The sequence below is a fragment of the Terriglobia bacterium genome (assembly GCA_020072845.1).
GTDB lineage: Bacteria > Acidobacteriota > Terriglobia > Terriglobales > Acidobacteriaceae > JAIQGF01.
In genome coordinates this window covers 245,327-259,315 of sequence record JAIQGF010000009.1, presented here as the reverse complement: position 1 = coordinate 259,315, position 13,989 = coordinate 245,327, and the positions used below count along the sequence as shown (strand labels likewise).

General features: G+C 62.7%; 13 protein-coding genes. All 13 read right to left on the bottom strand.

Annotated elements, in window-relative coordinates; translation table 11 throughout:
• Window positions 1–16: 16 nt before the first annotated feature.
• The gene (locus LAN70_10265; protein ID MBZ5511539.1) at window positions 17–859 is read right to left on the bottom strand and encodes an amidohydrolase family protein; all 843 of its coding nucleotides are present in this window, start codon (window positions 857–859) and stop codon (window positions 17–19) included.
• Between the two features lie 157 nt (window positions 860–1,016).
• Window positions 1,017–1,994, bottom strand: coding sequence for an FAD binding domain-containing protein (locus tag LAN70_10260; protein ID MBZ5511538.1), 978 nt, complete (start codon window positions 1,992–1,994; stop codon window positions 1,017–1,019).
• A complete protein-coding gene (locus tag LAN70_10255; GenBank protein ID MBZ5511537.1) occupies window positions 1,994–4,639 on the bottom strand; it encodes a molybdopterin-dependent oxidoreductase in 2,646 nt (881 codons plus the stop codon). The genes LAN70_10260 and LAN70_10255 overlap by 1 nt, the downstream gene beginning before the upstream one ends.
• Entirely contained in the window at window positions 4,636–5,133 is a 498-nt protein-coding gene (locus tag LAN70_10250; GenBank protein ID MBZ5511536.1) for a (2Fe-2S)-binding protein, read from the bottom strand. Before LAN70_10250 ends, LAN70_10255 begins: the two co-directional genes overlap by 4 nt.
• A 78-nt stretch (window positions 5,134–5,211) precedes the next feature.
• Entirely contained in the window at window positions 5,212–5,535 is a 324-nt protein-coding gene (locus tag LAN70_10245; protein MBZ5511535.1) for a sulfurtransferase, read from the bottom strand.
• A 48-nt stretch (window positions 5,536–5,583) separates the two neighbouring features.
• Window positions 5,584–6,489 carry a CoA transferase subunit A gene (locus LAN70_10240; GenBank protein ID MBZ5511534.1) on the bottom strand — a complete coding sequence of 302 codons (906 nt, stop codon included), beginning with the start codon at window positions 6,487–6,489 and terminating at the stop codon, window positions 5,584–5,586.
• 82 nt (window positions 6,490–6,571) lie between these two features.
• Window positions 6,572–7,360 carry an enoyl-CoA hydratase/isomerase family protein gene (locus LAN70_10235; protein MBZ5511533.1) on the bottom strand — a complete coding sequence of 263 codons (789 nt, stop codon included), beginning with the start codon at window positions 7,358–7,360 and terminating at the stop codon, window positions 6,572–6,574.
• Window positions 7,361–7,373: 13 nt separating this feature from the next.
• Complete coding sequence (locus tag LAN70_10230; protein ID MBZ5511532.1) at window positions 7,374–8,162, bottom strand: CoA-transferase; 789 nt, start codon at window positions 8,160–8,162, stop codon at window positions 7,374–7,376.
• A gap of 89 nt (window positions 8,163–8,251) precedes the next feature.
• Window positions 8,252–9,427, bottom strand: a complete 1,176-nt coding sequence (locus LAN70_10225) for a phenylacetate-CoA oxygenase subunit PaaI (protein ID MBZ5511531.1) — start codon at window positions 9,425–9,427, stop codon at window positions 8,252–8,254.
• A gap of 123 nt (window positions 9,428–9,550) precedes the next feature.
• The gene (locus LAN70_10220; GenBank protein MBZ5511530.1) at window positions 9,551–11,020 is read right to left on the bottom strand and encodes an aldehyde dehydrogenase family protein; all 1,470 of its coding nucleotides are present in this window, start codon (window positions 11,018–11,020) and stop codon (window positions 9,551–9,553) included.
• A 140-nt stretch (window positions 11,021–11,160) separates the two neighbouring features.
• Window positions 11,161–11,976, bottom strand: coding sequence for an enoyl-CoA hydratase/isomerase family protein (locus tag LAN70_10215; protein MBZ5511529.1), 816 nt, complete (start codon window positions 11,974–11,976; stop codon window positions 11,161–11,163).
• Between the two features lie 29 nt (window positions 11,977–12,005).
• A complete protein-coding gene (locus tag LAN70_10210) occupies window positions 12,006–12,776 on the bottom strand; it encodes a TetR/AcrR family transcriptional regulator (protein ID MBZ5511528.1) in 771 nt (256 codons plus the stop codon).
• A gap of 119 nt (window positions 12,777–12,895) precedes the next feature.
• A complete protein-coding gene (locus LAN70_10205) occupies window positions 12,896–13,939 on the bottom strand; it encodes a dihydrodipicolinate synthase family protein (GenBank protein ID MBZ5511527.1) in 1,044 nt (347 codons plus the stop codon).
• Window positions 13,940–13,989: the final 50 nt, after the last annotated feature.

The window sequence follows — 13,989 nt, the reverse complement described above, 5'->3', positions numbered from 1 at the left end:
GCTAATCGCTAATTGCTCATTCCGGCCAGATCGCGAGCGCGGTCTTACTGAGAATGTGCTGCTTTGCCGCATCCGACAGCGGCAACGCGCGGATCGCATCAATGTTGCGGCGGATGTCCACGCCGCCGGGACCCGGCCAATCGCTGCCAAACATTGTCTTGTACGCAATCTCCTCCAGCCGCGGAAACCAGTTCAACAGTTGCCGCGGCGGTATGCTGCTGATATCGAGATAAACATTGGGATGGCGGCGCAGTAGAAAAAATGCCGTGTCCATCCACAGCGGACGCCCGCCGTGCGCCATCAGGATTTTCATCTGCGGAAAATCCACCGCCACGTCGTCAATGTACATCGGATCGCCGTAGCGGTTGCGCGCCCCGGGGAAAATGGACGTGCCGGTGTGGAACATCACCGGAATTCCATTCACCTCCGCGGCGCGGTAGAGCAGTTCGAGTTCGGTGAGCCCGTTGAGGTATTCGTTGGGATAGAAAAGCTGGTGTGGGGGATGGATCTTGATGACGCGAATGCCCAGCCGCAGAAAATTGTCGAGCTCGGCCATGAAGTTCTGCGCGTGGCGCGGGTGCAGTCCGCCGCAGGGGATCAGCCGCCGCGGATCGGTGCGCGCGTACTCGGCATAAAACGTGTTGATGCTGGAATCGATCCCGATCACCTCCGGCGACACTGACCCGATCAGCACCGCACGGTCCACCTCAATACTGTCCAGGTACTTCAGGAAAGTCGAGGGGGAGCGCGCGAACTGGCGCGACTGCTCGTAGTTGGCGCTCGCTTCCATCAACGCCTGTGCACCGGGCTTCAGCACCAGGTCCGGCGGATGAATGTGGATGTGGCAGTCGGTGATCAAGGCAGGCTCCAGGTTTCAGGCACCAGGCGTGGAAGGGCACGGCTTTAGCCGTGCCAATACGACCACCCTATGTTCTTGTCATTCCGAGCGGGCTCGGTAGGTCATGGCTTCAGCCGTGACCGAGGCGCCCCGCGCCGAAGCCCGCGAGGAATCTGCTTTACCGCGCGGCCTCCAAGACCGCCCGTTTCGTGAACACCCGAATCATCTCACGCCGGTACTCAGGCGTGAGGGCTGATGTCGTGAGCGGTTTCGCTGTCCGCGCCGCCAGTTCGCCGATGTGCAGCGCCAGCTCTTCGTTCACTTCCCTGCCCGTCAATGCCTCGGCTGCGCCCTTCACCATCAGTGGCGCCGGATTCACCGCGGTGATCGCAACCTTGGCATCCACGACGTGCCCGTTGCCGCGCTTCAGTGCGATGGCCACGCCGGCGAGCGGATAGTCAATCGAGCCGCGTATCCTCAACTTGCGATAAATGCCGCGCCAGCCGGCCGTCTTCGCCGGCAGCAGTACGCCCGTGAGCAGCTCGTTTTTTCCCAGCCTCATGCGCGCGTCGCCAACGTTGGTGTAGAACTCGCTCAGCGGGACGCGCCTCGTGCCTTTGGGCCCTGCAATTTCAATCTCCGCTTCCAGGCAGAGCAGCGCCGGAGGCGTGTCACCGGAGAAAGCCGCCCAGCATTTGGTTCCGCCGGGCGCGACGTGGCACAGGTCGCCGTCTTTCTTGATACAAAAGCCGCACGACTTCCGCCATTGCAGCGACTGGTTGTACCAGAGGCAGCGCGTATCCAGGCAGATGTTCCCGCCGATCGTTCCCATGTTGCGCAGCACCGGCGACGCCACCGTCTTCGCTGCCTCATGCAGCACGGGATAACTGCGCGCGATCTCTGGCGAGCGCTCGATTGTCGTCAGCGTCGTTAGCGCGCCGATCTCCAGGCCGCCATCGTGCTCGCGAATTCCGCGCAGTTCGCCGATGCCGCGGATGTCCACCAGAAAGCGCGGCGCGAAAAGGTGCTGCCCCAACGAGGGGACAAGATCGGTGCCGCCGGCGACGATCTGCGCGCTGGCCGCGTGTTTCGCGAGGAATTCGATCGCTTCAGCAACCGTGCGCGGACGGAGAAGCTGGAAGTCGGGGAGTGCCACTAATCGTCCCCTTCCGCAGGCGAGGGCGCCCGCGCCACATCGAGTGGATGTCGCGCCGGGCCTTTGCCTCTGAAGCACAACGCGCCGCCATGCTCCGGGAACGTCGTGGGCGCGGTGGGATCAACATCGCGCGTCATGTCTAACTTCTTTTCGCCTTTTTTCGCGCGCAGGGCGGCCAGCACGCGCTCGGGCGTGAATGGCGCCTCGCGCAAGCGCACGCCGACCGCATCGTAGATCGCGTTCGAGATCGCCGGAATCGTCGCCGCCAGCGAGCCTTCGCCGGCTTCCTTGGCGCCGAACGGCCCCTCGGGATCGATGCTCTCGACAATGAAACACTCGATCTCCGGCGACTCCGCCGCCGATGGCGACCGGTACTCCAGCAGGCCGGGGTTCATCAGCAGGCCGTCTTTCCACACCATCTCTTCTTCCAGCGCCTGTCCCAGGCCCATCCACACCGAGCCGATCACTTGGCCTTCCACCGCAACCGGGTTCAAAGCGCGGCCGCAATCGTGCGCCGCCCAGATCTTGTGCACCGTGACTTCGCCGGTCTCCTCGTCCACGCTGACCTCGGCTACCTGCGCCGAGTAGGAGTACGCCGGCGACGGCCCGACTCCCGCGCCCTTGAACTGCCCGCCACGCGCTTCCGGAGGCGGTGCGTACGATCCCGTCCCGGTGAGCGCTCCGCTGAAATCAATTGCGGCGACTACAGCTTCTTCGAAGCTCATCCGGTCCTTCGGCCCTTCCTCTTTTCTCTTCTGCTGCACCGACCCGCGCAGGGTCTGGCCTTCGACGCGGCCCTGGACTTTGACGTCACCTGTGGCGCGGGCGCCCTCGCCCGCGGGACCACGAGGAGCGTCCTTGCGCTCGAGAATCTCCGCCTCCGAATCCTTAGCTCCCGCGGTCCCAACGCCTTTGCGGAAAACCTTGTCTCCGCGAAACACCACGTCTTCCAGCGCGCAATTCAGTTTGCGCGCCGCCGCAGCCGTGATTTGCTTCTTGACGTCCTCGGCGGCCCGCAGCGACGCGTTCCCGTTCATAAACGTGACCCGGCTGGAATACGACCCGAGATCAATCGGTGTGAGATCGGTGTCGGCGGCAACCACTTTCACCCGCGCCAGGTCACAGCCCAGGACCTCGGCGATAATTTGCGCCGTCATCGTGTCCGACCCCTGCCCGATTTCCGACGCGCCCGTGTACGCCACCACGCCCCCGTCGCGGTCCACTTTGATGTTCACCGTCGAGTGCGGCATGTCGGAACGAATGATGGAATTCGATGCCCCGCTGACGTAGTGCGAGCAAGCAATCCCGAGACCGCGCTTCTGCGCTTTGTCGACCGTCGACTGTCGACCGTCGACGGCCACACGCCTTTCGTTCCATCGCGACGCCGCGACAACCTTCTCAATGCACTCCGGCAGCCCATAGCTCAGCACCCGCAGGCCGTTCACCGTCACGCAGGGAGGCTTTAAGAGATTGCGCCGCCGCACCTCCGCCGGGTCCAGCTTCAGCGCCGCTGCAATCTCGTCCAGCTGCGACTCGAAGGCGAAGCGCACATTCACCGTCCCGTGCCCGCGCATCGCGCCGCATGCCGGCTTGTTGGTCAGCACGCGATAGCCGTCATAGCGCACGTTGGGAATGTCGTAGAGCGCGCCCAGCAGCGCGCCGGAATAAAGAATTGTCACCGGACCGTAGGAGCAGTACCCGCCGCCGTCCTGGATAACGCGCGCTGCTACTGCGACGATCCGCCCGTCATGCTTCGCACCCATTTTCAGGTCGATGATGGTGCGCGGACGCCCGCGGTGCGCCCAGAACACTTCCTCGCGCGTGTAGGTGATTTTCACCGGAGCGTTGGCCGCGCGCGCCGCGATCGCCGCCGTGATTTCCAGCGGGATCACCTCGCTCTTGCCGCCGAAGCCGCCGCCCACCAGCGGCTTGATCACGCGGATCTGCGACATCGGCATGTCCAGCACCAGCGAGAGCTTGTGTTGCAGGTAATACGGCACCTGCGTGGATGACCACACGGTCAGCCGCCCCGCCTTTCCGGTGTGCGGGTCGATCTCGAACGCCGCCAAGGTCGAGTGCGGCTCCATCGCCGCGTGCGTCACCTCGTTGGCGAGGTAGCGCGCCTCGGCCACATAATCCGCATCGGCGAACGCCTTGTCCGGATCGCCGAACGTGTGGTGATACTCCTTTTCGATGTTGTGCGGCCGGCTCTCGTGAATAAAGTCGGCCTCGGCCTTCATGGACTGCTCAGGATCGAACCACGCCGGCAGCAGTTCGTACTCGACATCAATCAGCTCCAACGCCTTTTCCGCCGTGGCTTCGTCCACCGCCGCCACGCACGCCACGTTGTCCCCGACGTAGCGCACTTTGTCCAGCGCCAGCGCGTGCTCGTCGTGCCCGATGGGCAGAATTCCGTAGGTGGTCGGCGCGTCTTTGCCGGTGACCACAGCCACCACGCCCGGCAGCGCCCGCGCTCGCGACGTGTCAATGCTCTTGATCCGTGCGTGCGGGTGCGGCGAATGCAGGATCTTCCCGATCAGCATTCCCGGGACGCTGAGGTCGTCGGTGTATTTCCCGTGGCCGGTGGTTTTCTCCGCCGCGTCCACGAATGCGACCGGCTTGCCGATGGTCGAGAACTCGCTCATTTCGTCGACACCGCCGCTCTTCCCTTCCGCTCCGCTTCGATTGCCGCCTTGATCGCCTGGAACATCTGCATGTACCCGGTGCAGCGGCACAGGTTGCCGCTCAACGCGCCACGAATCTCGTCTTCCGATGGATTGGGATTCTCCGTCAGCAGGTGATCCACGGTCATCATGAAGCCGGGCGTGCAGTAGCCGCACTGCGCGCCGCCCCAGTCGCCATAGGCCTTCTGTATCGCCGCCAGCGAACCGTGCTCGGCGATGCCCTCGACGGTCGTGATCTCCTGCTCCTGGCACGACGCCGCCAGCAGCGCGCACGACAGCACCGGCACGCCGTCCAGTTGCACGGTGCAGGCGCCGCACGAGGAATCGTCGCAGCCGCGCTTTGATCCGGTCAGCCCGAGCTCCTGACGCAACACGTCCAGCAGCAGCCGGTTGGGCGCGAGGGCGATTTCGTGCACGCGCCCGTTGATTTTTAGCGATACGAGTTCTTTTTTCATTCCAGCTCTTAGCTCTTAGCTTTTAGCTCTTAGCTGAAACCCGTCTGGCCAAGAGCTAAGAGCTGACAGCTAAGAGCTTCAGTACGTCGGCACCTTCGAGTCCACTTCGCGCGACCAGCGGTCAATCCCGCCGCGCATGGACTGAACCTTCTCGAATCCCTGCTGCCGCAGCCAGTTGGTCACGTTCAGCGAGCGCACGCCGTGATGGCACATGACCACGATGTGCGCATCGGGATCAAGTTCCTGGTTGGCGCGCATGGGAATCTCTCCCATCGGGATATGCACCGAGCCCTCGAGGTGCGCCATCTGCAACTCGACCGGCTCACGCACGTCGAGCAGCACCGGCGGCTCGCCGCTTCCCAACTTGTGCTTCACTTCCGCGGGAGTAATTTCAAATTCCATCGCAGCCTGTTCTTGCCGTCGACCATCGACCATCGACCGTCGACCGTTTCAGTATCCAAAATCCGCTGCCGCCGCATACGCGTGCCGTTTCACGCCAAGTTCCTTCACCCGGCACTCGCCCAGCAGGTCAACATATGCCTTGCGGTCCGCCGCGCCGTACACCCAGCGCCGCGCCCAGGCATCAAAGTCCGTTTTCGTCTTCGTCTGCTCATGATATTGGCGGAAGTACGCATCGTCGCGCTTGTAATATCCCTGCACCGGCGACGGATGCGCTCCCATCGGCGCCTCCACCACAGCGCTCACCAGGAACCCGGGAATCACGGTGCGGTTGGGGTCGCTGGCGATCACCTCCGGCGCAACAATTTCCTCTGCCGTCACGATCACGCGCTTCGCCGCCTTCACCGCCTCCAGCATGATTCCAAAATTTCCCCAGCAGTGCGCGTTGCCCTCTGCGTCCGCGCGCTGCACGTGCACGATCGTGACATCCGGATGCAGCGCCTTCACCGCATGCAGCTTCTCGCGGCCGAACGGCGACTCAATTTCGGCAAAGAACTCGTTATCCCGCGCTACGTCACTCCCCAGCGCGGACAGCGTCGGCAGAAATGGCACACCCGTCGCGGCTGCCTGCAGCGCCAGCGCGACGGTGAAGTTGGTCATGTCGGTGACCTTCAGCCCTTCCCGCTCCACCGCGCACCGGAAGTTGTACGCCGAGCCCATCATCACATTCCCGACCCAGGCGGCGATCACGCGCTCCGCGCACCCCGCGCCAATCATCTGGTCGAACAGGATGTCGGAAATCGGTCCGATCAGCGTGAGCCCGCGCCTGTTCTGCCGCATGATCTCGTGCCCGGCGGCAAACGGAATCATCTGCTCCAACTGGCAGCCGAGCACAACACTGCTCCCGTCCGGCACCAGCGTCGAGATCGCTTCCCGCATTGTCGCGAGCTTACTCATCTGTAATTTGCAATTTGTAATTTGCAATTTTCCAGCTTACGCATGCGCCTACTTTGCAAATTACAAATTACCAATTGCAAATTCATCTCCCCTTCCACACGGGCTGCCGCTTCTCCATGAATGCCGCGATTCCCTCGTGCGCGTCTTCCAGCTTCATCAGCTCTTCCAGATAAATCTGCTCCGCGCGTGCCAGGCCCTTGTCGAAGTGGATCGCCTCCCACGAGTACAGCGCCTTCTTGGTCATGGCCAGCGATGCGGCGCTCAGCTTGCCCAACCGCTCCGCCGCCTCGTCCACCAGCTCCGATAATTCGTCATCGGGCACGGCCTCGTTGGCCAAGCCAATGCGCATTGCTTCCTCGCCGCTGATCCGGCGTCCGGTGAGGATCAGGTCGGCAGCGCGCTTCTGCCCCACGATTGCCGACAGCACCACCGCCGCCACCGGCGGAAAACATCCCAACGTAATTTCCGGAAATCCCCAGTTCGAAGTGTCGGTCGTGAACACCAGGTCGCACATCGCGGCCAGCTCCGCGCCGCCACCAAAGCAGTTGCCGCGCACGGCCGCGATGGTCACCTTGTGGGTGTCGGCCAGCGCGCGCATCACCGCGTGCATTTTTACCAGCATGTCGCGCACCTTGTCGGGCGTGTGTGCGCCCACGTCCACCCCCGCGGAGAACGCGCGGTCGCTGCCCGCAAACACCACGGCCGCGATGTCGGCCCGCGCTTCGATCTGCTCCATCGCGGCCAGCAACTCCTCCATCATCGGAACATCCATCACGTTCACCGGCGGGTTGGCCAGGATGATGCGCGCCACCGGCGCCTGCATTGAGACCATCAGCTTCTTGTAGGACAAAGTCGCATTCGGCAGGGCCATAACCAACCTTCTTTCATCTCGTCCAGAAACCTTCTTTGTCGTACTCCCGAATGGCCTGCAATTCCGCCGCGCTCGGCGAAGGCGTCTCCGCCACATTGTCCAGGACGCGCAACTTCCATCCGGTGTTCGCCACGACGTCGTCGATCACCATGCCGGGATGCACCGACGCCAGCCGCGCCTCGCCGTCTTCGCCGAACCGCAGCACCGCCTTGGTGGTGATCACCGCACTGGGCCCGCCGCGCGGCAGACCGGTGCGCTCACGCCACCCCGCACCGTCGCCATTGCCCGGACTGGTGACATAGGAAACTTTCTCCGGCAGCCGCCGCTTGGAATGTTCCAGCAGCACAACAAATCGTTTCGCGAGGGACGCGATGTCGCACGCGCCGCCGGAACCTGGAAGCCGCGTAACGCGTGTGTGGCTCGGGTCTCCGACTCGAGTAGAATTCAAGTTTCCGAACCGATCCACCTCGGCCGCTCCCAGGAATCCCAAATCCACTCTGCCCGATTGCAGCAGGCTCATCACGCTGAGCATGTCCAGGCATTGCGTCGCGCCCAGGATATTGGGCGGATCGGCCATGGTGTAAATCAGTTCCAGGGCCGGCGTCGCGCGGATCACGCCATTCTCGAACAACCCCACTGCGTTCGGCGCATGCGTGCGTTTCGCCACCACAAACGCAATGAGCGGCAGCCGCATGCCCACAAACACTACTTCGCCATCGCGGATCTCGCGCGCTGCGCTGGCGACCATCAACTCGCCCAGCGTGCAGCCGGCGCTCTCCGAAATGTGAGCGGGAGTAGTCATCGTGAGGGTATCGGATATCGGTTATCGGTTTTCGGTTCTCGGTTTCTTGGCTCCGGTACCGATAACCGAGAACCGACAACCGATAACTGCTAGAGATTTATCGCCGACTTTCTCACTTCCCCGATAGTCTCCAGCGGGTCGCGCGCGCCGGTTTTTTCGGCAATCCAGTTTTTCTCGTTCTTGATGATGTCCACCAGCAATTGTTTGTCGGCGGCGGTCGGCAGGAATTCATCGAGTTGCTGCTCGTACGCCTTGTCGTCCATCGGCTCGCCCGTCTTCGGATGGAATTTCTGTCCCGCCCAGCGCCCGATGGCGCGGTTGAATTTGATGTTGGGCGCGTGCAGCGGCTCCGTGCCCGCCGGCAGATACTTGTTCAGCCGCTCGATCAGCCCCGCCACCTCGTCGCGGTACAGGTTGCGGTTGTAGTCGTTCAGATCTTCCATGTCCGGCTGCTGCGCATTCTTCAGCTCGTCGTACCGCCCCTTGATGCCCCACACGTAAGCCCAGTGCGCCGACGACGAGTGGTCGGTGCCGAACAGGTCGTACGATCCCGAAATCCACTTGTTCAGATACTTCTGTATCAGCCATGCCGGGACTTTTCCGGCCTTGACCACGCGCGCCAGGCCGTCGTTGCCCGTGCCCATGTGGAACGCCTCTTCGCGCAGCATGTACGACATCGAGCGTCCGAGCGGCGCGAACGCCGAATACTTCAGCATCTGCAACTGGAACTTGCCGTCGCGGTCCACGAAATCCGTGTAGGTGAAAAAATCCATCCAGTTGTCCACGTCCACGTTGAACGCGCCCAGCAGGCGCTTGTTTTCGAACGCCCGCCGCTCCAGCATCTTTTGCGCCTCCACCTTGCCCGAGTGGCCGAAGTGGTCCACCAGCAGCGCGCACATCTGCCAGCCGTGCCGCATCTCCTCGATCCACACCCGCAGCAGCGCCTTGCGGTCGTAATCGGTGGGCGCGGTCTCGTACAGCCAGCGCTGCTGCTCCACGCTGGCGAACTCCGTGTCGCCCTGGTACACGATCAGGTTCATCAGCGCGTCGCGCATCTGCTGCGTCGGGATCTGGCGCAGGTTCTCCCACTTGCGCCGGCCCATGTAATGTCCGAACTGGATCTCGTCGGTCTCGATGGCGCCGTAGAGCGTGTCGAACTTGAAATCGGCAACCTCGGCCTGGTTGACGCCAATGTCTTTGCGCCACTCGTCAAACAGTCCAACCCAGTCGCTGAACGTCCCGATCTTCAAAACTTTTCCCGGCATGAAAACCCTTCACCTCTTGTCATTCGCAGTGCTCTCTCTGCTCTTGTCATTCCGAGCGTAGCGAGGAATCTGCTTGTGCCATCGACCAAAGCCTGCCCCGAGCGCAGTCGAGGGGACCGTCGACTATAGGCTCAGCCACACGCTCTTCACTTCCGTATAACTCTCCAGCGCGGCCTGGCCCAGTTCCCTTCCGAAGCCCGACTGCTTGAAACCGCCAAAGGGCAGCGCCGCATCCATCAGCCCGTAGGTATTGATCCAGACGGTGCCTGCCTTCAGCCGCCGCGACAGCGCGTGCGCCTTCTTGATGTCGCGCGTCCAGATCGCCGCCGCCAGCCCGTACGGGTTGCGATTCGCTTGCTCCGCCACCTGCTCGACGTCGTCGAACGCGAGCGTGGCCAGCACCGGCCCGAAAATTTCTTCCTGCGCGATCTTCATGTCGTTACGCACACCGCCGAAGATCGTCGGCTCGATGAAGTACCCCTTGCCGTTGCCGATCTGCACGCGATTGCCGCCGATCACCACCTGCGCGCCCTCGCTCTTGCCGGCCTCGATATACCCCAGAACGGTCTTCATCTGCTGCTCGCTGACAATCGCGCCCAGCTTGGTCTTGGGGTCCAGAGGATCGCCGGGCCGCAGCTTTTTCGCTCTCTCCACCAGCTTGGTCAGGAACTCGTCTTCAACTTTCTTCTCGACGAACAGGCGCGACCCGGCGCAGCACACCTCGCCCTTGCCAAAGAAAATCCCATTGATCGCGCCCTTGACGGCGTTGTCGAGATCGGAATCGGCAAACACGATGTTGGGCGACTTGCCGCCCAGCTCCAGCGTCACGCGCTTCAGCGTGTCCGCCGCCGACCGCATGATCTCCTTGCCGACCACGGTTGACCCGGTGAACGCCACCTTGTCCACTTGCGCGTGCTGCACCAGCGCCTTGCCCGTCTCCGGCCCGCCGGTCACGATGTTCAGCACGCCCGCCGGCAATCCCGCCTGGCGGCACAATTCGCCGAAGCGCAACGCCGTAAGCGGCGTCTGTTCGGCCGGCTTCAGCACCACGGTGTTGCCGCAAGCCAGCGCCGGGCCCAGCTTCCAGCTCGCCAGCAGCAGCGGAAAATTCCACGCCACAATCGCGCCCACCACCCCTACCGGCTCGCGCAGTGTGTAGGTGAACGCGCTCTCGTTGATGTTGACTGTCTCGCCGTGGAGCTTGGTCGCCCACCCGGCGTAGTAGCGGAAGACGTCCGCCACCATCGGCATGTCAACGTAGCGCGACTCGAAAATTGGTTTCCCGTTGTCGAGCGTCTCCAACTCGGCAAGCTCGTCAATGTGCTGCTCCACCAGGTCTGCAATTTTCCAGAGCAGGCGCCCGCGCTCGCTGGCCGACATTTTGCGCCACGGTCCGCTGGCGTCGTCGAACGCCTTGCGCGCCGCCTGCACCGCCGCATCCACATCGGCCGCACTCGCTTCCGCAGCCGTGGTCAGCACTTCCGCGGTCGCGGGATTGACGGTCTCAAACGTCTTTCCGCCCGTCGCCTCCCGCCACTCGCCGCCAATCAGCAGCTTCCCTGGCTCAATCTTCGCTTGCGTCGCAGTTGCCATAACACCTCAACCACCGGGGTCACAGAGGCAAGCGCGGAGGATTTTTCTTTCAAGACATCCTCCGTGTCCTCTGTGGCTGAGCCCGCCTTCGGTTTTGCTCTTGTTTTGGCCATCGACCGTCGACTATCGACCGTCGACCGCTATTTCGCCTTGAACTCCGCCGGACGCTTCTCCACGTACGCCGCCAGACCTTCTTTCGCGTCCTGGCTGTTGAAGAGCAGCGCTTGCAGTTCGCGCTCCACCGCCAGCGCCGACTCCATGGGAATTTCCCAGCCGGTCTGGATGGAGCGCTTGATGTTCCCCACCGCCTTCGACGCCTTGTTCGGCGGGCAGAACTGCCGCGCATACTCCAGCACGTTCTCCATGAAGTTTTCGCGCTCGAAGATGTCGTTGATGATCCCCATCTCCTTGGCCTCTTCGAACGAAAACGTGTTTCCGGTCACGATCAGCTCGATGGCTTTCGACTTCCCCACCATCCGCGACAGACGTTGGGTGCCGCCGGTGCCGGGCAGCACTCCGAGGTTGACCTCCGGCAGGCCGATCTTGCCCGCATCCTGGCGCGCGATGCGCAGGTCGGCCGCCATGGCGATCTCCAGCCCGCCGCCCACGGTGTGCCCGTTCAGCGCCGCAATCACCAGCTTCGGCGTGTGCTCCAGCCGCAACAGGGTCTCGTTGGCGTGCAGGCAGAAGTAATACTTGAAGGTCGGGTCCACGCTCGCCAGCATCTTGATGTTGGCGCCGGCGGAGAAAAATTTGTCCCCGGCGCCGGTCAGGACTATGACGTACACGTCGTTGTCCATGCGCGCCTTCAGGATCGCCTCGTCCAACTGGCGGTTCATTTCATAGGTGTAGGTGTTGGCCGGCGGATCGTCCATGGTGATGATCCCCACGCCGCGGTCGGTGCGGTACTGCACAAGCGGTTTGGCGCCTGCAACCGTCTCAGTGGTGCTCGCCATCCTAAGCTCCTTTGTCGGCTCTCGATCGCTCAGATATTGGATGACGCGGAGCGTTGTCCGCGCCCAGTGGATTTCTGCCCCGCCGCGCCCCCCACAGAGCCCGGCTTCGAAGAAGGTTGCCCCACCCTTGTCTCGCCCGGTTTTGGCGAGACAGGGTGGGGTTTTTCTTGCAGTAGCCCGCGCAGGAAAATGTCGGCCATCTCGCCCGCCAATTCCGGCGCGCCTGCGTCCCGGCGCGGGTTGTGCCACGTATAAATCCAGTTCATCATCCCGAACAGGCTTAGCGCCGCCACGCGCGACGGGACCTCGCCGTTGAATCCTTTGCCCTTCTGGCGCCGCAGGTCTTCCACCAGGCCGCGGATGATGCGGTAGTAGTCGCGCTTCATCGCCGCGATCTCGGCGGCGAGCGGCCCGGAGAGCGCCTCGTCTTCATGCGACAGCACTTTCATCGCCTTCAGGTTGGCGAGGAAATACTCCAGGTGGTTGCGGATGAACACGCGGACGCGCTCTTCGGGATCGTTCACCTCCCGGAGCCGCTCCTGCAACTGGCCCATGATGGTGGAAAAGGTGTGCTTCTGAATCAGGTAGAGCAGCTTTTCCTTGGATTCGAAGTAGTAATAGAGGCCGGCAAGGGACATGCCGCTGCTGCGCGACAGGTCGCGCATCGAGGCGCCGGCGTAGCCTTTGGTGTAGAAAACTTCCGTCCCGTGTCCGAGAATTTCTCCCAGGCGGCGATCGAACTTGCTTTCGCCATTCTGCTCGAGCTTGCGGCCCGCGCCGCTGTTCTTCCGGCCTGCCATGCTCTTCTCCGGACTCGAACGGACGTTCGTTTCAATACTATTCGATCCCGGAGGCAGGCGCAAGATGTGCAGCCATTAGCAGTTGGAGGATGGGATAGCTGATTGCTAATTGCTAATCGCTAATTCTTAATATTCGCCATCAACCTTTCGACCTCGGCTTTCTCCTCCGCCGTCAGCGGCAGCAGCGGCAGGCGCACCAGGCCGCCGTAGTAGCCGTTCAGGTCCATGGCGTACTTCACGCCGGGGATGCTCATCTCGCTGACGACCTTCGCCGCCGCCTCGGCAATGCGCGCCTGCTTCTCCTGCGCGACCTTTTCATTCATCTCTTTCCAGGCGGCAAAGATCTCGAAGCACGCGGTCGGAGCCGCGCAGGCGAACGCCAGGATTGCGCCCACCGCGCCCACGGCCAGCGACGGCTCCAATTTCTGCGCCGCGCCGACTATCACCTGGAACCCGACTTCCTTCTGCCGCGTCCTGAGCCCGCCCATCACGGCCACGGCGGCGGACGACGGCTGCCCCGCAATCGGCAGCCTTCCCGATGATGTTCCGGCGGCCTTCTTCATCCGTCCGGTTACCGCTTCCTGGACTTCGGTGACGGCGACGGCGCGCTTGATGTGCCGCGTGTGCGCCACCATCGTCTGCACCTTCTCGACGGAGCCACTGGATTCCTTGATGGCAATGATGTTCTGGTGCTCCGCCAATTGCATGACGACGTCGGCGGGCATGTCGTAGCCGGTGGCTTGCGGGAAGTTGTAAATGATCAGCGGGAGCGGCGAATGGTCGGCCACGGTGCGATAAAACGCCAGCATGTTTTGCGGCTTGTTGATCTGGCTACGATAGTAATGCGGCGTGCGCACCATGGCGGCGTCGTACCCGAGCGAGGCGGCGTACTCGGTCAGCCGTAACGTCTCGATGGCCGACTCGATGCCCGTGCCGGCGATCATCACCTTGTGGGGCGCGGCCGCTTCCATGGCCGCCTTCAGCACGTCGCGCCGCTCCTGATCGCTGAGCAGGATCGCCTCGCCGGTCGAGCCTTGCACCACCAGGCCCGCGACCGGCGACTTCGAGTACCGGTCGACATTGGCTTCGAGCTTTTTGTAGTAAATATCGCCGTCGGGATAGAACGGCGTAGTGATGGGAGGAAAAATTCCGTGGAGCAGCATAAATGGGGTCTCGTCTAAGAGTTCAGTATGAACGCCTTCGATTGAATATT